General features: G+C 64.1%; 14 protein-coding genes. 11 read left to right on the plus strand and 3 right to left on the minus strand.

From position 1 onward, the window contains the following. Nucleotides 1–126: 126 nt before the first annotated feature. The 7 genes from recC to M5G11_RS13260 all read left to right on the plus strand — a co-directional run bounded on the left by recC (nucleotide 127) and on the right by M5G11_RS13260 (nucleotide 12478). On the plus strand, nucleotides 127–3606 hold the full coding sequence (gene recC / locus M5G11_RS13230) for an exodeoxyribonuclease V subunit gamma (RefSeq protein ID WP_273912486.1): 3480 nt from the start codon (nucleotides 127–129) through the stop codon (nucleotides 3604–3606). Beyond that, a complete protein-coding gene (gene recB, locus M5G11_RS13235) occupies nucleotides 3603–7292 on the plus strand; it encodes an exodeoxyribonuclease V subunit beta (RefSeq protein WP_273912487.1) in 3690 nt (1229 codons plus the stop codon). The genes recC and recB overlap by 4 nt, the downstream gene beginning before the upstream one ends. Then, on the plus strand, nucleotides 7289–9370 hold the full coding sequence (gene recD / locus M5G11_RS13240; protein WP_273912488.1) for an exodeoxyribonuclease V subunit alpha: 2082 nt from the start codon (nucleotides 7289–7291) through the stop codon (nucleotides 9368–9370). Before recB ends, recD begins: the two co-directional genes overlap by 4 nt. 115 nt (nucleotides 9371–9485) lie before the next feature. Further along, entirely contained in the window at nucleotides 9486–10061 is a 576-nt protein-coding gene (gene yfiR, locus M5G11_RS13245) for a regulatory sequestration protein YfiR (protein WP_273912489.1), read from the plus strand. Next, the gene (dgcN, locus tag M5G11_RS13250; protein WP_273912536.1) at nucleotides 10061–11332 is read left to right on the plus strand and encodes a diguanylate cyclase DgcN/YfiN; all 1272 of its coding nucleotides are present in this window, start codon (nucleotides 10061–10063) and stop codon (nucleotides 11330–11332) included. The genes yfiR and dgcN overlap by 1 nt, the downstream gene beginning before the upstream one ends. 12 nt (nucleotides 11333–11344) lie before the next feature. After that, a complete protein-coding gene (yfiB, locus tag M5G11_RS13255) occupies nucleotides 11345–11836 on the plus strand; it encodes an outer membrane lipoprotein YfiB (RefSeq protein ID WP_273912537.1) in 492 nt (163 codons plus the stop codon). A gap of 405 nt (nucleotides 11837–12241) precedes the next feature. Next, the gene (locus M5G11_RS13260; RefSeq protein ID WP_273912490.1) at nucleotides 12242–12478 is read left to right on the plus strand and encodes a DUF3077 domain-containing protein; all 237 of its coding nucleotides are present in this window, start codon (nucleotides 12242–12244) and stop codon (nucleotides 12476–12478) included. A gap of 470 nt (nucleotides 12479–12948) precedes the next feature. Here the strand turns inward: M5G11_RS13260 and M5G11_RS13265 are convergent, their stop codons facing one another. Then, on the minus strand, nucleotides 12949–13896 hold the full coding sequence (locus tag M5G11_RS13265) for a LysR family transcriptional regulator (protein WP_273912491.1): 948 nt from the start codon (nucleotides 13894–13896) through the stop codon (nucleotides 12949–12951). 133 nt (nucleotides 13897–14029) lie between these two features. On the opposite strand from M5G11_RS13265, the gene M5G11_RS13270 reads away from it, so the two are divergent. Beyond that, nucleotides 14030–15556 (plus strand): CoA-acylating methylmalonate-semialdehyde dehydrogenase, encoded by a 1527-nt coding sequence (locus M5G11_RS13270; protein WP_273912492.1) that lies wholly within the window; start codon nucleotides 14030–14032, stop codon nucleotides 15554–15556. Nucleotides 15557–15566: 10 nt separating this feature from the next. Then, nucleotides 15567–16454, plus strand: coding sequence for a 3-hydroxyisobutyrate dehydrogenase (mmsB, locus tag M5G11_RS13275; protein ID WP_273912493.1), 888 nt, complete (start codon nucleotides 15567–15569; stop codon nucleotides 16452–16454). Between the two features lie 97 nt (nucleotides 16455–16551). Here mmsB and M5G11_RS13280 read toward each other — a convergent pair whose 3' ends face one another. Beyond that, the gene (locus M5G11_RS13280) at nucleotides 16552–17439 is read right to left on the minus strand and encodes a LysR substrate-binding domain-containing protein (RefSeq protein ID WP_273912494.1); all 888 of its coding nucleotides are present in this window, start codon (nucleotides 17437–17439) and stop codon (nucleotides 16552–16554) included. A gap of 77 nt (nucleotides 17440–17516) precedes the next feature. Between M5G11_RS13280 and M5G11_RS13285 the strand changes: the two genes are divergently transcribed. Continuing rightward, nucleotides 17517–18281, plus strand: coding sequence for a sulfite exporter TauE/SafE family protein (locus tag M5G11_RS13285; RefSeq protein WP_273912495.1), 765 nt, complete (start codon nucleotides 17517–17519; stop codon nucleotides 18279–18281). On the opposite strand, the gene M5G11_RS13290 is transcribed toward M5G11_RS13285, so the two are convergent. Beyond that, complete coding sequence (locus M5G11_RS13290) at nucleotides 18271–18585, minus strand: putative quinol monooxygenase (protein ID WP_273912496.1); 315 nt, start codon at nucleotides 18583–18585, stop codon at nucleotides 18271–18273. The genes M5G11_RS13285 and M5G11_RS13290 overlap by 11 nt on opposite strands. A gap of 199 nt (nucleotides 18586–18784) precedes the next feature. Between M5G11_RS13290 and mdaB the strand changes: the two genes are divergently transcribed. Further along, nucleotides 18785–19375, plus strand: coding sequence for an NADPH:quinone oxidoreductase MdaB (gene mdaB / locus M5G11_RS13295; protein ID WP_273912497.1), 591 nt, complete (start codon nucleotides 18785–18787; stop codon nucleotides 19373–19375). Nucleotides 19376–19385: the final 10 nt, after the last annotated feature.

Raw genomic sequence — 19385 nt, forward strand, 5'->3', positions numbered from 1 at the left:
GGGTTTTGTCTTTGTGCGCGAAAAACATCCACACGTCATATCCCCCTGTGGGAGCCGGCGTTGCCGGCGAAAAGCCCTAACACCATGCTAAGGTTCCCCGAACCGCACCACTTCAAGGGACGCTCCATGCCGCACGACAGCTCGCTTCATCCTGGATTCATGGTGGTTCACGGCAACCGCCTGGATGAACTGCGCAGCCTGGTGGTGAGCTGGATGCGGCGTTACCCGCTGGCCCCCCTGGACAACGAAGTGGTGCTGGTACAAAGCAACGGTATTGCCCAATGGTTGAAGCTGGCCCTGGCCGAAGACCCTCAAGATGACGACAGTGGCGGCTGCGGTATTGCCGCCGCCATCGAAGTGCAACTGCCCGGCAGCTTCATGTGGCAGCTGTACCGCAAGGTACTGGGCCGGGAAGAAATCCCCGAGACCTCGCTGCTCGACAAGGCACCGCTTACCTGGCGCCTGATGCGCCTATTGCCGGAGGTGATCGGGCAGCCGCACTTCGAGCCGCTGCAGCGCTTCCTCACCGATGACGGCGACCTGCGCAAGCGCTACCAGCTTGCCGAGCGCCTGGCTGACCTGTTCGACCAATATCAGGTGTTCCGCGCCGACTGGCTGAAAGAGTGGGCGGTGGGGCGGCATGTCCTGACCAACGTACGCGGCGAAGTCAAACCGCTGCCGCCGGCCAACTGCTGGCAAGCCGAACTATGGCGCCTGTTGTTGCTCGATGTTGGCGAGGCGGGCATGGCCCAGAGCCGCGCCGGCGTGCACCAGCGCTTTATCGAGCGCATCAACACGCTGGAACAGGCACCTGCAGGTTTGCCACCACGGGTCATCGTGTTCGGTATTTCTTCGTTGCCGGCCCAAGCGCTGGAAGCACTGGCCGGCCTTGCACGGTTCAGCCAGGTGCTGCTGTGTGTACACAACCCTTGCCGCCACCACTGGGCCGATATCGTTGCCGACAAGGACCTGCTGCGCCACCAGTACAAGCGCCAGCAACGCAAGCAAGGCATGCCGGCGCTGATCGATGCAGAAACCCTGCACCAGCATGCCCATCCCCTGCTCGCCGCCTGGGGCAAACAGGGTCGCGACTACATCAACCTGCTCGACAGCTATGACGACCCCAGCAGCTACCAGACCGCTTTCAGCGATGGGCGCATCGACCTGTTCAGCGATGGCAACCCGCAGAACCTGCTCAATCAGTTGCAGGACGACATCTTCGAGCTTCGCCCCCTGGCTGAGACGCGCACGCAGTGGCCGGATGTCGACCCGCTCAAGGACCGCTCGGTACGCTTCCATGTCGCCCATGGTGCCCAGCGTGAAGTGGAGATCCTCCACGACCAATTGCTCGCCCGCTTCAGTGCCGACTCAAGCCTGCGCCCGCGTGACGTAATCGTCATGCTGCCGGACATCAACACCTATGCGCCGCATATTCGCGCGGTGTTCGGCCAGCTCAAGCGTGACGACCCGCGCTACATCCCCTTCACCCTGACCGACCAGGGCCAGCGCGGGCGTGACCCGCTGCTGATTGCCCTGGAGCACCTGCTCAAGCTGCCTGACAGCCGCTTCCCGGTCAGCGAGATTCTTGATCTGCTGGACGTACCGGCACTGCGCGCACGCTTCTCGATCAAGGAAAGCGACTTGCCGACCCTGCACCGCTGGATCGAAGGCGCCGGTGTGCGTTGGGGGCTGAACGCCGCCCAACGCGCGGGCCTTGGCCTGCCTGACGATCTGGAGCAGAACAGCTGGCGATTCGGCCTGCGGCGCATGCTGTTGGGCTATGCCGTGGGCATGGGCGACAGCTGCGACGGGATCGAGCCGTACGATGAAATCGGCGGCCTCGACGCGGCCTTGATCGGTCCGCTAGTGGCCTTGATCGACGCACTGGATGTCGCCCATGCCGAACTCTCGCAACCAGCCCCGGCGGCAGTCTGGGGTGCGCGCCTGAATGCGATGTTGCAGGTGTTCTTCCTGGCGGAAAGCGAGCACGACGACTATCTGTTGGTGCAGTTGCAGAGCCTCTGCGACACCTGGCTGGAAACCTGCGAATTGGTCGGGCTGCATGATCTATTGCCGCTCACTGTCGTGCGTGAGGCTTGGTTGGCCGGGCTCGACCAGGGCAAGCTGTCGCAGCGTTTCCTCGCCGGCTCGGTCAACTTCTGCACGCTGATGCCCATGCGCGCGATCCCGTTCCGCATCGTCTGCCTGCTGGGCATGAACGATGGCGACTACCCGCGCGCACAACCGCCATTGGACTTCGACCTGATGGGTAGCGACTACCGCCCAGGCGACCGTTCGCGCCGCGAAGACGACCGTTATCTGCTGCTCGAAGCCCTGCTGTCGGCACGTGAGCAACTGTATGTCAGTTGGGTCGGGCGCAGCATTCGTGATAACAGTGAGCGACCGGCCTCGGTATTGATCGGTCAATTGCGCGACCACCTTGCGGCGGGCTGGCGATTGCACGATGCGCTCACCGATGGCAAGCAGGATGCCGGCGAGCAGCTGTTGCACGCCCTTACCGTTGAGCACCCCTTGCAGCCGTTCAGTGCGCGCTACTTCCACGAAGGCAGCCCGCTGTTCAGCTATGCGAAAGAGTGGCGCGGCCTCTATGTCGCGAGCGAAGAGTCGGCCAAGGGCACTGATGAACTCGAGCCATTCCTGCCGGATGAGCCGTTGAACCTGACCCAGTTGCAGGACTTCCTGCGCCATCCGGTCCGGCACTTCTTCAGTCAACGGCTGAAGGTGTTTTTCGAGGCCGTGGAAGCCCCATTGGCTGACGAAGAACCTTTCGTACTGGACGCCTTGCAGCGCTACAGCCTGAGCGACAGTTTGCTCGGCGCCGCACTGGCCGACCCGCAGAACAGTGAAGGCGCATTGAAGGCCCAGGCACGTCGCCTGCAAGGCGCCGGGCTGTTGCCACTGGCCGGGTTCGGCGAGTGCCTGCAAGCCGAGTTGATCGAGCCGTTGCCGGACCTGCTGCAACGCCACGCACAGTTGCTGCGCCAGTGGCCAATCCTGGTCGACAGTGCCTTGCCGGTGCGTTTCGAGTATCGCCAGTTGAAGCTCGAAGGGTGGCTGGGCCGCGTTTATCAGCGTGATGATCAGGCCTTGTTGAGCATCACCACCTTGCCCAACAGCATCAGCAGTGGCCGCACGCTCAAGTGGCACCGCCTGGTTGCCACCTGGGTCATGCACCTGGCGGCCGGCGCGGTTGGTCATCGGCTGAGCAGCGCGGTGGTGGCCACGGACATCACCCTGATGCTCGACCCGATCGAGCAGGGCAAGGCGGTCGAATTGCTGGGCGATCTGTTGGTGGCGCGTCAGGCCGGGATGAATACCCCGCTGCCGGTCGCAGTGAAAACCGCGTTCGCCTGGCTGGCTCAACCCGACCCGGAAAAGGCCCTGGCAGCAGCTGCCAAGGCGTATGACGGTGACGGCCAGAACAGCGCTGGCGAACGCGCCGAAAGTACCGCCCTGGCTCGCCAGTTCAGCGACTTTGCGGCGCTGACTGCCAGCGAGGAATTTGAAGGCTGGTGTGAAGCGTTGTACAAACCCATGCACGAAGCCGGTTGGAAAAACCTGGACAGTGAAGAGGCGCGCTCATGAGTATCGAAGCATCCAAAGCGCCTTTGGCACTGACCTTCCCGCTGCACGGCAGCCAGCTGATCGAGGCGAGCGCCGGCACCGGCAAGACGTTCACCATTTCCGCGCTGTACCTGCGCCTGGTGCTTGGCCACGGCGGCGAGCAGGGGTTCGGTCGCGAGCTGCTGCCACCGCAGATTCTGGTGGTGACCTTCACCGACGCCGCCACCAAGGAGCTGCGCGAACGTATCCGTACGCGTCTGGCCGAGGCCGCACGCTTCCTGCGCGGAGAGTTGGCCGAAGCCGACCCGCTGCTTGAGCAACTGCGCGACCAGTACGACCCGAGCACCTGGGCGGCCTGCGCCAACCGGCTGGATGTGGCCGCACAGTGGATGGACGAGGCGGCTGTTTCGACCATTCACAGTTGGTGTCAGCGCATGCTGCGCGAGCACGCGTTCGACAGTGGCAGCCTGTTTACCCAGACCCTGGAGACCGACCACAGCGACCTGCTCGGCCAGGTGATGCGCGACTACTGGCGCCGCTTCTGCTACAGCATGCACGGCGACGCACTGGCCTGGGTACGCAGCAACTGGGTCAGCCCCGAATCGCTGTTGCCGCGCGTGCGCGCGATGTTCGGGCGGGTAGGCGATGACGATGACAACGCCGACCCGACGCAGTTGATCGAGACCGTTCTGGCTGCGCGCAGCGAACAGTTGGCGAGCCTCAAGGCGCCCTGGGCGCAATGGTCACAAGAGCTGCTGCAACTGTGCCGCGATGCACTGGCAGCCAAGCAGGTCGACGGGCGCAAGATGCAGGCGCGCTTCTTCGAACCCTGGTTCGAAAAGCTCAGTGCCTGGGCACTCGACCCGCAGGCGCTGGAGCTGGATATCGGCACCGGCTTTACCCGCCTGACCCCGGCCGGCATGGCCGAGGCGTGGAAGGGCGAGCCACCGAGCCACCCGGCGCTGGAGGCCATGAGCGACCTGCGCGAGCAGTTGCAGGCGTTGCCAACTCCGGATGCGCGCTTGCTGGAGCATGCCGCCAGCTGGGTCTCGAAACGCTTCGAGGCGGAGAAACGTCGCCGCGCGGAAATGGGCTTCGACGACATGCTGCAGCGTCTCGACCATGCCTTGGGCGGCGTTTCGGGCGAGCGTCTGGCGGGACTGATCCGTGAGCAGTTCCCGGTCGCGTTGATCGACGAATTCCAGGACACCGACCCGGTGCAGTACCGGATCTTCCAGCGCATCTACCGCATTGAAGAGAACGTGCGCGAAACCGGCCTGTTCATGATCGGCGACCCGAAGCAGGCGATCTACGCCTTCCGCGGCGCGGACATCTTCACCTACCTTGGTGCACGGCGCGCGACCACCGGGCGCCTGCACGACCTGGACACCAACTATCGCTCCAGCCAGTCGATGGTGACGGCGGTCAACCAGGTGTTCCTGCAAGCCGAGCGACGTGAGCAGGGGCGTGGTGCGTTCCTCTTCCGTGAGCCGAATGGCGACAATCCGGTGCCATTCATCGAGGTCCGCGCGCAGGGCCGCAAGGAAGTCTTCGAGCTTGCCGGCCAGGCACAGGCGGCGCTGAACCTCTGGCACCTGCAAAGTGAAGACCCGGTCTCCGCTGTGGTCTATCGCCAGCAGTTGGCCGCCAGCTGTGCCAGCCAGATTGTCGGCCTGCTCAATGGCGGGCAGCAGGGGCAAAGCGGCTTCCGCATGGCGGACGGCACGTTGCGTGGCTGCATGCCGTCGGACATTGCCATCCTGGTGCGCGACGGGCGCGAAGCGCAGTTGATCCGCGCCGAGCTGGCGGCACGCGATGTGCGCAGCGTGTACCTCTCCGACAAGGACTCGGTGTTCGCCGCCCAGGAGGCGCACGACCTGCTGGCCTGGCTCAAGGCCTGCGCCGAACCCGACAGCGAACGCCTGCTCAAGGCGGCGCTCGCCAGCATGACCTTCAACCTGCCGCTGACCGCACTGGCGACGCTCAACGAAGATGAGCGGGCCTGGGAAGGCTGGGTGATGAAGTTCCGCGACTACCGGCAGATCTGGCAACGCCAGGGCGTGCTGCCGATGCTTCGTCACCTGCTCCACGACTTCAAGCTGCCCCAGGTACTGATGGTGCGCAGCGATGGCGAGCGGGTGCTGACCAACCTGCTGCACCTGGCCGAACTGCTGCAGCAGGCCGCCACCGAACTCGACGGCGAGCAGGCGCTGATCCGTCATCTGGCCGAGCACCTGGCGTTGTCCGGGCAGACCGGCGAAGAGCAGATCCTGCGCCTGGAAAGCGACGAGCAACTGGTCAAGGTGGTGACCATCCACAAATCCAAGGGCCTGGAATACCCACTGGTGTTCCTGCCGTTCATCTGCACTGCCAAGCCGGTCGATGGCAAGCGCCTGCCACTGGGCTGGCACGATGAGCAGGGGCAGGCCCATGTCAGCCTGACCCCGACCGACACGCAGATTGCGTTGGCGGATGACGAACGTCTGGCTGAAGACCTGCGCCTGCTTTATGTGGCCCTGACCCGCGCGCAGCATGCCTGCTGGCTGGGCGTGGCCGACCTCAAGCGCGGCACTGGCAAGGAGTCGCTGCTGCACCGCTCAGCGCTGGGCTACCTGCTGGGCGGCGGCGAAGCGCTGAAGGCCTCGACCGGGCTGGCCGCGTGGTTGCTGGCATTGCAGGTCGACTGTGCGGCGATCCACAGCGAAATCCTCCCGGTGGCCGACAGCCAGTGCTACAGCGCGCCGCGCAATACCGCCGCCCTGTTGCCCCTGCGCCAACCCAAGCGGCGGGCGGCGGAGAACTGGTGGATCGCCTCGTACAGTGCGCTGCGCATTGGCGAGGATTTGCTCGACCTGAGCGACGACAGCTCCCAGGCCCAGCAACTGCTCGACGACGAGCCCGCCGACCCGAACACCCTGCGCGAAGTGGCGGCCATTGCTGGCGATATCCATCGCTTCCCGCGGGGCCCGAACCCTGGGACGTTCCTTCATGGCCTGCTCGAATGGGCCGGGCGCGAAGGCTTCGAACAGATCGCCGGGCAACCCGAGCTGTTGACCAAGACTGTCGCCCAGCGCTGTACGCGGCGTGACTGGAAGGGCTGGATCACTACCCTGAGCGACTGGTTGCAGCAATTGCTCGACGTACCGCTGAGCGTGGCCGTCGATAGCCCGCCGATGGCGCTGCGCCAACTTGAGCGCTACCAGATCGAGATGGAATTCTGGTTCGCCAGCCATCATGTCGATGTACTGCGCCTGGACCGCCTGGTCTGCCAGCACACCCATGAAGGTACCTCCCGCCCGGCCGCGCAGCCGGCGATGCTCAATGGCATGTTCAAGGGCTTTATCGACCTGGCGTTCGAACACGATGGCCGCTACTACGTGGCCGACTACAAATCCAACTGGCTCGGCCCGGACGACCTGGCCTACAGCGCGGTGGCCATGGAAGCGGCGATTCTCGAGCACCGCTACGACCTGCAATACGTGCTCTACCTGCTGGCCCTGCACCGTCAATTGCGTGCGCGCCTGCCGGACTACGACTATGACCGGCATGTCGGTGGCGCGGTGTTCTTCTTCCTGCGTGGCGTGCATGCGCCCAGCCGTGGCGTGACTTTCATCAAGCCGCCGCGCGCCTTGATCGAGCGGCTCGACGCGATGTTCCAGGGCCTCGGTGAGCCACAGCAACATGACCTGTTTGGAGCCTTGCAATGAGCCGCACCTTCGACGACCTGCTGCCGACGCCACTGGACGCCGGCCACCTGGCCGCGCTGGCGCCACTGGACCTGAATGCCGATTTGCTGGCCTTGCTCGACCGCTGGGTCGAGCGTGGCTGGCTGCGGGCGCTGGACCGGGCCTTCGTCGGGTTCCTTGAAGAGCGCGACCCGCAGGGCAACCCGCTGGTGTTGCTGGCGGCCGCGTTGGCCAGCCATCAATTGGGCCATGGGCATGTGTGCCTGGACCTGGGGGCGACCCTGGCCGAGCCGGACTTTGCCTTGTCCTTGCCCCCGGAAGGTGATGCCCTGGCCGGGCCGTTGTTGCTGCCCTCGCAGTTGCTTGAACGTCTGGACCTGGCCACCTGGCGCCAGCACCTGTTGGCCAGCGTGCTGGTCGCCGAGGGCAGCCAGCCTGAACAGGCCGAACGGCCGTTGGTGATAAGCGGTGATCGTTTGTATCTGCGGCGCTACTGGACCTACGAGCGACGCATCGACAGCGCGCTGCGCGAGCGCCTGCAACAGACCGAAGCTGCGCCGCATGACCTGCGTGCGCGCCTTGACCAGCTGTTCGAAGGGGGCGCCCAGGCGGGGCTGATCGATTGGCAGAAACTGGCCTGTGCCCTGGCCACCCGCAGCGGCTTCAGCATCATCACCGGCGGCCCCGGCACCGGCAAGACCACCACCGTGGTGCGTTTGCTGGCGTTGTTGCAGGCGCCTGCTGTCGAGGCGGGCCGCCCGTTGCGTATCCGTCTTGCGGCACCGACCGGCAAGGCTGCTGCGCGGTTGACCGAGTCCATCGGCCAGCAGGTCGAGCGGCTGGCAGTGGCGCCGGCGGTGCGTGACAACATTCCCAGCGACGTTTCCACCGTGCACCGCCTGCTCGGCAGCCGGCCCGGCTCGCGGCACTTCCGTCACCATGCGGGCAACCCCTTGCCGCTGGACGTGCTGGTGGTCGACGAAGCGTCGATGATCGACCTGGAAATGATGGCCAACCTGTTGGCCGCCATGCCGGAGCATGCGCGGCTGATCCTGCTGGGGGACAAGGACCAGCTGGCGTCGGTGGAAGCAGGCGCGGTGCTCGGTGACTTGTGCCGGGATGCTGAAGACGGCTACTACTCGGCGGACACCCAGGCCTGGCTGGAGCAGGTCAGCGGCGAATCACTGGCGGACAGTGGTTTGCAGGCCGGCGATGCCAGCCGCCATCCACTGGCGCAGCAGGTGGTGATGCTGCGCCACTCGCGGCGCTTTGGCGAAGGCAGCGGCATCGGCCAACTGGCACGCCTGGTCAACCGTCAGGCGGCGCCTGACGCCCGTGCGCTGCTGCAAAAGGGTGACTATGCCGATGTCTATAGCCTGAGCCTGCGCGGTGAGCAGGATAAGGCGCTGGATCGCCTGGTACTCGATGGCCTGGGGCGTGGTGAACAGGGCCCGCAAGGTTACCGCGAATACCTTCAGGTGATCCTCAGACAACGCCCGGCGCTGCTCACGCCGGTCGATGACCCGCAGTGGAACGCCTGGGCATTGCAGGTATTGCAGGCGTTCGAGCGCTTCCAGTTGCTGTGCGCCGTGCGCAAGGGGCCCTGGGGCGTCGAGGGTCTGAACCAGCGGGTCGGCCGTGTGCTGACGGCGGCCAGGTTGATTGATGGCGAGCAGCCCTGGTATGAAGGCCGCCCGGTGCTGATGACCCGCAACGACTATGGCCTGGGCCTGATGAACGGCGATATCGGCATCGCCTTGCGCCTGCCGGACGAACAGGTCCACGACGGCGTGCTGCGGGTGGCGTTCCCGCGTAACGATGGGCGCGGAGGCGTACGCTTTGTCCTGCCTAGCCGGCTCAACGAAGTCGAGACGGTGTACGCCATGACCGTACACAAATCCCAGGGCTCGGAGTTCTCCCACACTGCCCTGGTACTGCCTGACGCGCTGAACCCGGTGCTGACCAAGGAATTGATCTATACCGGTATCACCCGGGCCAAGGATTGCTTCAGCCTGGTCGAGCCGCGTAGCGGGGTGTTCGAGGATGCCGTGCGGCGCAAGGTGAAACGCCTGTCCGGGTTGATGCTGGAGCAAGTCTGACGTCAACGAAACGTCCGACAGACGTGGCCCTACATAGCGTAGGGCCCCTCGCTGGGAAAGCAGGCGATATGCTATCGTGCGCCACTATACGGCGTGGTCTTAAGAGATTTCCTATATGAAGGTCGCCGCCCCTACAACGGGACGTGTCATGCGCTGGAAGCCCATGCTGCTGGCCGCGCTGGTGTTTCTGTTTGCCGACCTGAGCCACGCTGAAACCGCCACTGCCGCCAGCCTTGCCGAGCAGCGCGCCAAGGCGGTCACCCAGGTTGTCTTGGGCATCCTCAGTTATGCCCGCTGGCCGGTCGAGCCGAGCCAATTGCGCCTGTGCCTGATCGGGCCTACCGAATATGCCGATGACCTGGTCAAGGGTACGACCCAGGCCACAGGTCGCCCGGTGCTTGTGCGCCGATTGTTGGCAGGCGATGCGCGCATCGTGGGCGAATGCGACGCGGTGTATATCGGCAAGCTCAGCGCCACCGAGCGCAGCCAGCTGTTTACCGCCCTCAACGGGCACCCGCTGCTGAGCATCAGCGAGGCGGACGACCCGTGCACGGTCGGTAGCCTGTTCTGCCTGCGGGTCAGCGACCAACAGGTGGCTTTTGAGGTCAACCTGGATTCGGTGGCGCGCAGCGGCGTGCGTATTCACCCGAGTGTGCTGCAGTTGTCGCGGCGCCGGGCGGCTCAGCCATGATGCGCTTCCTTCGAAGTAACAGCGAACGACCGACCCTGCGTTCAGCGCTGGGGCGTGGGCACCTGAGCGTGGCATTGCTGGCCGTGGGCCTGGCCGGTGTCTCGCTGACCCTGCTGGGGGTGCTGGCGCTGCGGGTCTACGCCAACCACAACCTGCACCTGATCGCCCGCTCGATCAACTACACCGTCGAAGCTTCGCTGGTGTTCAACGACAGCAGCGCGGCCAACGAGGCCCTGGGCTTGATCGCCTCCACCGAGGAGGTGGCCGACGCCAAGGTCTTCGATGAAGACGGCAACCTGCTGGCGCGCTGGCAGCGTGGCGAGAACGGCATGCTCGACCAGATCGAGTTGAAGCTTGCACGCAGCTTGCTGGAAGAGCCGATCAGCATGCCGGTGATGCACCAGGGGCAACTGGTCGGCAGTATCGAAGTGGTCGGGCAGGGCGGTAGCCTGATGCGCTTCCTGCTCAGCGGGCTGGCGGGGATTTTGCTGTGCACGGTGCTTAGCGCGGTGAGTGCGCTGTACCTGTCGCGGCAGCTGTTCGGCGATATCGTCCGGCCGTTGCGCAACCTTGCCAACGTGGCCCACGCGGCGCGGCGCGAGCGCAGTTTTGACCGGCGCGTACCGCCTACCCAGATCGCCGAGTTGAACGAGTTGGGCAATGACTTCAACGCCCTGCTTGATGAGCTGGAAGCCTGGCAGAGCCACTTGCAGAGCGAGAACGAGAGCCTTGCCCATCAAGCCAGCCACGACAGCCTGACCGGCTTGCCGAACCGGGCGTTCTTCGAGGGCCGGCTCAGCCGCACCCTGCGCAACGCGGCCAAGTATGACGAGCGCATGGCGGTGTTGTTCCTTGATAGCGATCGCTTCAAGGACATCAACGATGAGTATGGGCATGCGGCGGGCGATGAAGTGTTGATCAGCGTGGCCAACCGGGTGCGTGCGCAGTTGCGTGAGAACGACCTGGTGGCGCGTCTGGGCGGCGACGAGTTTGCCGTGCTGTTGTCGCCGCTGCACAAGGTTGAGGATGCCCGCAAGATCGCCGAGAAAATTGCCGCGAGCATGCGCCTGCCAGTGCGCTTGCAGGATGGCCAGTTGCTCAAGACCTCCTTGAGTGTTGGCTTGGCGGTGTACCCCGATGATGCCCAGACCCCGGCGGACCTGCTCAATGCAGCGGACGTCGCGATGTATGAAGCCAAGCGCCTATCGCGCGAAGAGCACAACACAGCAGGCGCGGAGCGTACTGCCAACAGTGTAAAAAACAGGAGTTGAGCCGTGATTCACTTGATCCAGCGTTTGCGAATTTCGTTTGTTGTGCTGGCCTTGGCGCTGATTGCGCTGGGCGGCTGCCAGAGCGTTCCACCCAAGGGCTTGACCCCGGAGCAGATTGCCTTGCTCAAGCATGAAGGTTTTGTCCCGACCGATGAGGGCTGGGAGTTTGGCCTGTCGGGCAAGGTGCTGTTCGGCAGTGACCTGGACGGCTTGAATGCGCCGAGCAAGGCCATCGTCGAGCGGATCGGCAAGGCGTTGCTGTCGGTGGATATCCAGCGTGTGCGGGTGGATGGGCACACCGATGCATCGGGCAAGGCGGCGTACAACCAGCAGCTTTCCGTGCGCCGGGCCGACAGCGTGGCCAAGGTGTTGGTTTCGGTGGGCATGAAGCCGGAGAACGTCCAGGCGCGCGGGCTGGGCAGCACTGTGCCGGTGGCTGGCAACGATACGCCGGCGGGGCGTACGGAGAACCGTCGGGTGTCGATTGTGGTGGCGTCGGACTGACGATTCACACCCGGTCAAGAACCGTGTGGGAGCCGGCCTTGCCGGCGATGGGCTGCAGTGCAGCCCCTTTGGTAAGGCTGCGCCTTACTTCGCCGGCAAGGCCGGCTCCCACAGGATTTGCAGTGCTTTCCTGATTCCATGTAGTTCATTTCCGAAGCATACTGCCGCGCATTGCGCCTGCTGTGATGCGCCTCTAGTCTTCGCGGGTCGTTGCCAATTCAACGACCGGTTTTGACAGGCCGAATCTAACTTAGGCGCAATAGCTGTCGTCATGGCGGCTGTGCGTGGGGCACATTCGTGTGCGCCGGGTTTCTCCTAAGTCCCTGGTCTGTCAACCCGCGTACAGCTGCCACCCATTTGTTTGACAGCAGGTTCGTGGCAGCTCCTATGGCTTAGGAGCTCATCATGAAAAAGCGCGTCCCCGATCCCCCCGTTCTACGTGTCCGTCCCGGCCTCTCGACGGAAGAAGCCTTGATTCATGCCTCTGACCATCTGCTCTGCGCCTTGGCGATCAGCCAGCAAGCCATTGAGAAAGCCCAGCCTGACGGCATGACGCTGGTGCGCTCTGCTGTGCATCAGATTGAGGTTGCCCGTGCGTTGGTCGAAGTGTCGTTGGCCACGCTTCCAGGCCCCTCCCGCTAGCGCCGAGAGCTGGTGTAGCCGCTGCCGTTAGGCTGCGCTGGAGTCCGTAGGGCTCCCAAGAGCGGCGCCTGCGGTGCAGGCGAGCGCAGCCTGACGGCAGCGGCTACAAGCCAATTTCTAAAGATTGCGTATCACTTTCCTGACGCCATGCAGTTCATTGCCCAAGCATACTGTCTCGTATGGCGGCTATACGTGTGGGCACCTCGTGTGCGCCGGGTTCCTATGTCTCCGGTCTGCTAACCCGCGTACAGCTGCCACCCAACTCGTTTAGCAGCGGCAAGTGGCAGCTCCACCGACTAGGAGTTCGTCATGAAAAGGCACGTCCCCGATCCACCTGTTCTTCGGCCTCTCGACGAAAGAAGGCCCCTCCCGCTAGCGCCGAGAGCTGGTGTAGCCGCTGCCGTAAGGCTGCGCTGGAGTCCGTAGGGCTCCCAAGGGCGGCAGCGGCCACAACACGGTTTTGCTGGAGGTTACTCCAAAAACCGCAACGCCCGCGTCTCCCCCAACAGCAACGGCTGGTTCAACTCCGTCACCTGCCGGATGTAATCCCACAACAAGGTAATCCGCTTCAACTTCCTCAGATCCTCCCGGCAATACATCCAGAACTGCCGAGTAATCTCCACTTCCTCAGGCAACACCGGCACCAGCCGTGGATCCTGCGCCGCCAAAAAGCACGGCAAAATCGCCAACCCACGCCCCTGCTGGGCCGCGACAAACTGCGCTATCACACTGGTACTGCGCAAATGCGCCGTGGCCGTCGGCAACAGGTTCGCCAGGTACAGCAACTCCGAACTGAATGCCAAATCATCCACATAACTGATAAACGGATGCTCAGCCAGGTCGCTGGTGCTGCGGATCGGCGGGTGGTTGTCCAGGTAGTCCTGCGTCGCGTACAGGCGCAGGCGGTAGTCGCACAGCTTGCAGCACACATACGGCCCATGCTCCGGGCGCTCCAGGGCAATGACGATGTCCGCCTCGCGCTTGGACAGGCTGATGAAGTGCGGCAACGGCAGGATGTCTACACTGATCGCCGGGTAGTCATCGACAAAACGGCTCAACTGCGGAGTGACAAAGAAACTGCCGAAGCCCTCGGTGCAACCCATGCGCACATGCCCCGACAACGCCACACCCGAGCCGGAAACCTGCTCGCAAGCCATGTGCAAGGTGCTTTCAATCGACTCGGCGGAACTGAGCAAACGCTGCCCCTCGGCCGTCAGCACAAAGCCGCTGGTTCGCGACTTTTCGAACAGCAGCGTGCCCAACGCCAACTCCAGCGAGGCAATGCGCCGCGACACCGTGGTGTAGTCCACACCCAGGCGCTTGGCCGCGCTGCTGGCCTTGCGGGTACGCGCAACTTCGAGAAAAAACTTCAGGTCGTCCCAGTTCAGGGCACCCAATGAGGTGAGGTTTTTTTGCATGTTGGACCGGCTTTAATGTGCGTTCTTATTAGAAGTTTGCACATCTATACTCCAATTCAGCCCAGGACCCAAGCACCGTCGCGGCTGACGCGTCGGCGTTTCTCTCCCTAACAATAATTCAGGAGAACCCTACATGAACGCATCCCTCACGCCCGGCCAAACCAAGGTCGACACGGTAAAGCTGCTGATCAACGGCCAATGGGTCGAGTCAAAAACCACTGAATGGCGCGACGTGGTCAACCCGGCCACCCAAGAGGTGCTGGCGCGCGTACCGTTCGCCACGGTCGAAGAAGTCGACGCCGCCATCAGCGCCGGCCAACGTGCCTTCAAAACCTGGCGCGACACCCCGATCGGCGCACGCATGCGCATCATGCTCAAGCTGCAAGCGCTGATCCGCGAGCACTCCAAACGCATCGCCATCACCCTCAGTGCCGAACAGGGCAAGACCATCGCCGACGCCGAAGGCGACATCTTCCGCGGCCTGGAAGTGGTCGAGCACGCCTGCTCCATCGGCAGCCTGCAGATGGGCGAATTCGCCGAGAACGTCGCCGGTGGCGTCGACACCTACACCCTGCGCCAACCCATCGGCGTATGCGCCGGTATCACCCCGTTCAACTTCCCGGCGATGATCCCGCTGTGGATGTTCCCGATGGCCATCGTCTGCGGCAACACCTTCGTCCTCAAGCCGTCCGAACAGGACCCGCTGTCGACCATGATGCTGGTGGAACTGGCGATTGAAGCCGGCGTACCGGCCGGTGTGCTGAACGTGGTGCACGGCGGCAAGCAGGTGGTGGATGCGCTGTGCACCCATACCGACATCAAGGCGATTTCGTTCGTCGGCTCTACCGAGGTCGGCACCCACGTGTACAACCTCGCCGGCCAACACGGCAAGCGCGTGCAGTCGATGATGGGCGCGAAGAACCACGCCGTGGTACTGCCTGATGCCAACCGTGAACAAACCCTCAATGCCCTGGTCGGTGCCGGTTTCGGCGCGGCCGGTCAACGCTGCATGGCCACCTCCGTGGCGGTGCTGGTCGGCAAGGCGCGTGAGTGGCTGCCGGAGCTCAAGGCACTGGCGGCGAAGCTTACGGTCAACGCCGGCAGCGAGCCAGGCACCGATGTCGGCCCGCTGATTTCCAAGCGTGCCAAGGAGCGTGTACTGGGCCTGATCGAGAGCGGCATTCGCGAAGGTGCCAAGCTCGAACTCGATGGCCGTGAGGTCAGCGTGCCGGGCTACGAGCAAGGCAACTTCGTCGGCCCGACCCTGTTCTCCGGGGTGACCACCGAAATGCAGATCTACACCCAGGAAATCTTCGGCCCGGTGCTGGTAGTGCTGGAAGTCGACACCCTCGACGAAGCCATCGCCCTGGTCAACCGCAACCCCTTTGGCAACGGCACCGGCCTGTTCACCCAGAGCGGCGCGGCGGCGCGCAAGTTCCAGAACGAAATCGACGTCGGCCAGGTTGGCATCAACATCCCGATCCCGGTGCCGGTCCCGTACTTCAGCTTCACCGGCTCGCGTGGCTCCAAGCTCGGTGACCTCGGCCCGTACGGCAAGCAAGTGGTGCAGTTCTACACCCAGACCAAGACGGTCACCAGCCGCTGGTTCGACGACGACAGCGTCAACGATGGTGTGAACACCACCATCAGCCTGCGCTAAGGAGTTCATCATGCGTATCGCATTTATCGGTCTGGGCAACATGGGCGCGCCGATGGCGCGCAACCTGATCAAGGCCGGGCACCAACTGAACCTGTTCGACCTGAACAAGGCCGTGCTGGCTGAACTCGCTGAATTGGGCGGGCAGATCAGCACCTCGCCCAAGGAAGCCGCAGCGGCCAGCGAGTTGGTCATCACCATGCTGCCGGCGGCGGCGCATGTGCGCGGTGTGTACCTGGGCGAAGACGGTGTGTTGGCCGGGGTGAAAGCCGGCACGCCGGTGGTGGATTGCAGCACCATCGACCCACAGACGGCCCGCGAAGTGTCGGCCGCGGCCGCCAAGCAGGGCGTGGACATGGGCGATGCGCCGGTGTCGGGCGGCACCGGCGGGGCGGCGGCGGGGACGCTGACGTTCATGGTCGGGGCCAGTGAAAAACTGTTCGCCAGCTTGCAACCGGTGCTGGCGCAGATGGGTCGCAATATCGTGCACTGCGGTGAAGTGGGCACCGGGCAAATCGCCAAGATCTGCAACAACCTGCTGCTGGGTATCTCGATGATCGGGGTGTCGGAGGCGATGGCGCTGGGCAATGCCCTGGGCATCGACACCAAGGTGCTGGCCGGGATCATCAACAGCTCGACCGGGCGCTGCTGGAGTTCGGACACCTACAACCCATGGCCGGGGATAATCGAGACCGCACCGGCTTCACGCGGGTACACCGGAGGCTTTGGTGCAGACCTGATGCTCAAGGACCTGGGGCTGGCAACTGAAGCGGCGAAGCAGGCGCATCAGCCGGTGATTCTCGGGGCGGTGGCGCAGCAGCTGTATCAGGCAATGAGCTTGCGCGGCGATGGCGGCAAGGACTTCTCGGCGGTGGTCGAGGGGTATCGCAAGCCTGAGTAAGGCTTGAGCCCTATCGCCGGCAAGGCCGGCTCCCACAGAGTATTTGGTGCACACCAAACCACTGTGGGAGCCGGCCTTGCCGGCGATGAGGCCCACACTATTCTGGCGCTCGCAACGCCGCAAGCAACGCCTGCGCCTGCCCCGGCAACGCGCTGAAATCCCGAGAGCACAGCAACAGCCGTCGATCCGCCCACGGCTCGCGCAACGCCACACTGCGCAGTGGCAACACCCCTTGCCAGCGCCGCACCGCCGCCAGCGGCACAATCCCCAGCCCGGCGCCCCGGGCGACCATGCGGATCACCCCGTCAAACCCTTCCGCCCGGACCCGCACCAGCATCCGCCGGCCCTGATGCAGCGCCTGCTCCTCCACATGCAAGGCCAGCGCGCTGTTCGCCGCCAAGCCCACATAACCATGGCTCAAGGTCTGGATGAAATCCGGCTGCTCGACCCGCGCCAGCGGATGCTCCGGGGCCATGATCAGCATCAGCGGATCGTCACGAAACGCCAGGGTCTGCAAGTGATCGGTCGGCACCGCATTGGAGACGATGCCCAGGTCCGCCACCCCCTGGCTCAACGCATGCACGATGCGCAGGCTGGGCAGCTCCTGGATGTCCACGTCGATGCCCGGGTGGCTGGCGAGAAAATCGGCCACTTGCTCCGGCAGGTATTCGGTCAGCGACGAGGTGTTGCACAGCAGCCGTACCTGCCCCTGCAAGCCTTGCGCGTACTGGGCCAGGTCAAACTGCAGGCGTTCGACCTGCTGGCCGATCTGCCGGGCATGGTTGACCAGCGCCTGGCCCGCCGCCGTCGGCTGCACGCCACGCCGGTTACGCTCCAGCAACGGGATGCCAAGCGAGCTTTCCATCGCGCGAATCCGCGCACTGGCCGCCGGCAGCGACAAGTGGCTGCGCTGCGCGCCCGCCGTGATGTTGCCGCACTCCACGGTGTGCAGGAACAGTCGAAGGTCAATCAGGTCGAAATGCATCAGCCTCTGCCTGGGCAATAGTCAGGCTGAGTATATGGCGAATTTTCAGCCCCGCGCAGCTGGCGCAAAATCGGCCCATGAATACATTGATCGGTTTTTATCAGGATATTGGCCCAGCCCTGTCGCTGCTGGTGGTGCTGACGTTTTTGCTGGCCGGGGCGGTGAAGGGGGTGATTGGCCTCGGCTTGCCGACCATCGCCATGGGCCTGCTCGGCCTGGCTATGGCCCCCGCGCAGGCTGCGGCGCTGCTGATCGTGCCGTCAACGCTGACCAACCTCTGGCAACTGGCCGCCGGTGGGCACCTGCTGGCGCTGCTGCGCCGGCTGTGGCCGATGCTTGCGACGATTTTCCTGGGCACCCTGCTCGGCAGTGCCTGGCTTGGCATCAGCAGTGGCGCCTGGGCGGCGCACGCCTTGGGTGGGGCACTGGTGCTGTATGCGCTGTACGGTTTGTGCCTGCCGAGCTTCAAGGTCGCGCCGTCCCGCGAGCGCTGGCTCGGGCCGCTGTGCGGCCTGCTCACGGGGGTGGTCACTGCCGCCACCGGGGTGTTCGTGATCCCGGCGGTGCCCTACCTGCAAACCCTTGGCCTGACCCGCGACGAGATGATCCAGGCGCTGGGCCTGTCGTTCACCGTGTCGACGCTGGCCCTGGCGCTCGGGCTGGCCGGGCAGGGCGCGCTCGGCGGCCAGGCATTGGCGGCATCACTGGTGGTGCTGGCGCCGGCATTGCTCGGCATGCTGCTGGGGCAATGGTTGCGTCAACGCATCAGTGCCGCGCTGTTCAAGCGCTGCTTCTTCATCGGCCTGGCGCTGCTCGGCACGCACCTGCTGATCAACGGCTAGCCGAGGACGCGCTGAGCATCTCGACCCGCTGGATAGCGAAGTCGCGCTCCAGGTAGTCGAAGCGCTGCTCGAAGAACTGCTGCATGTGCGGCAAGGCCGAATGCACATCCAGGGCGGCCTGGCTGGCCCAGATCTCATAGAAGACGAACAGGCTCGGGTCTTCCAGGTCGCGCAGCATGTGGTACTCGATGCAGCCGGGTTCGGCGCGGCTCGGTTCAACGTAGGCACGGAACAACGCTTCGAACGCATCGGCCATGTCCGGGCGGGTCTTGGCTTTGAGAATGAAGCCGTAGGGTTCGCTCATGGGGCACCTCAAGTAAGGAAGGTGCTGATTTTATTTCAACAATAAGTGTTTGATTCGTGCATTTTGGTCAAAAGGCTTTTGCCCCGGGCACGGTTTTTCTCTCGCCCGGCAGGCTCTATTCTGCCGCCATCAAATTGATCCGCTCCGGTTCCGGTATACCCATCGACCTGCAGCGAACCCCCAGATGACGAGGCAAGTGATGAAGAAGATCCTGTTGCTCAACGGCGGTAAAAAGTTCGCCCACTCCGACGGCCGCCTGAACGAAACCCTGCACGATGCCGCCGCCGCGTTTTTTGACCGCGCCGGTTTCGACATCAAGACCACCTACATCGATGGCGGCTACGACAACGCCGAAGAGGTCGAGAAATTCCTCTGGGCCGACGTGATCATCTACCAGATGCCGGGCTGGTGGATGGGGGCCCCCTGGACCGTCAAGCAGTATCTGGACGAAGTGTTCACCGCCGGCCACGGCAGCCTCTATGCCAGCGACGGCCGCACCCGTTCCGATGCTTCGCAAAAATACGGCAGCGGTGGTTTGATCCAGGGCAAGCAGTACATGCTGTCGCTGACCTGGAACGCGCCGCAGCAAGCCTTCGACGACCCGAGCGACTTCTTTGAAGGCAAGGGCGTGGACGCGGTGTACTTCCCGTTCCACAAGGCCAACCAGTTCCTCGGCATGAGCGGCCTGCCCACCTACCTGGCAGTGGACGTGATGAAGCGCCCGAACGTAGAGGCCGCCGTGGCGGCGTACGAGCAGCACCTGGCGCAGGTTTTCCTGCCCCAGGCGTGATCAAGGCTTG

Origin of the sequence: Pseudomonas fontis (assembly GCF_028656955.1) — a bacterium.
Taxonomy (GTDB): Bacteria; Pseudomonadota; Gammaproteobacteria; order Pseudomonadales; family Pseudomonadaceae; genus Aquipseudomonas; species Aquipseudomonas fontis.

Bases quoted from the DNA above. Each gene is read 5' to 3' on its own strand.
- mdaB (WP_273912497.1), top strand. From the start codon at position 18,785: ATGAAGAAGATCCTGTTGCTCAACGGCGGTAAAAAGTTCGCCCACTCC.
- recB (WP_273912487.1), top strand. From the start codon at position 3,603: ATGAGTATCGAAGCATCCAAAGCGCCTTTGGCACTGACCTTCCCGCTG.
- M5G11_RS13285 (WP_273912495.1), top strand. From the start codon at position 17,517: ATGAATACATTGATCGGTTTTTATCAGGATATTGGCCCAGCCCTGTCG.
- recC (WP_273912486.1), top strand. From the start codon at position 127: ATGCCGCACGACAGCTCGCTTCATCCTGGATTCATGGTGGTTCACGGC.
- M5G11_RS13265 (WP_273912491.1), bottom strand. From the start codon at position 13,896: ATGCAAAAAAACCTCACCTCATTGGGTGCCCTGAACTGGGACGACCTG.
- recD (WP_273912488.1), top strand. From the start codon at position 7,289: ATGAGCCGCACCTTCGACGACCTGCTGCCGACGCCACTGGACGCCGGC.
- yfiR (WP_273912489.1), top strand. From the start codon at position 9,486: ATGAAGGTCGCCGCCCCTACAACGGGACGTGTCATGCGCTGGAAGCCC.
- M5G11_RS13270 (WP_273912492.1), top strand. From the start codon at position 14,030: ATGAACGCATCCCTCACGCCCGGCCAAACCAAGGTCGACACGGTAAAG.
- mmsB (WP_273912493.1), top strand. From the start codon at position 15,567: ATGCGTATCGCATTTATCGGTCTGGGCAACATGGGCGCGCCGATGGCG.
- M5G11_RS13290 (WP_273912496.1), bottom strand. From the start codon at position 18,585: ATGAGCGAACCCTACGGCTTCATTCTCAAAGCCAAGACCCGCCCGGAC.
- M5G11_RS13280 (WP_273912494.1), bottom strand. From the start codon at position 17,439: ATGCATTTCGACCTGATTGACCTTCGACTGTTCCTGCACACCGTGGAG.
- dgcN (WP_273912536.1), top strand. From the start codon at position 10,061: ATGCGCTTCCTTCGAAGTAACAGCGAACGACCGACCCTGCGTTCAGCG.
- M5G11_RS13260 (WP_273912490.1), top strand. From the start codon at position 12,242: ATGAAAAAGCGCGTCCCCGATCCCCCCGTTCTACGTGTCCGTCCCGGC.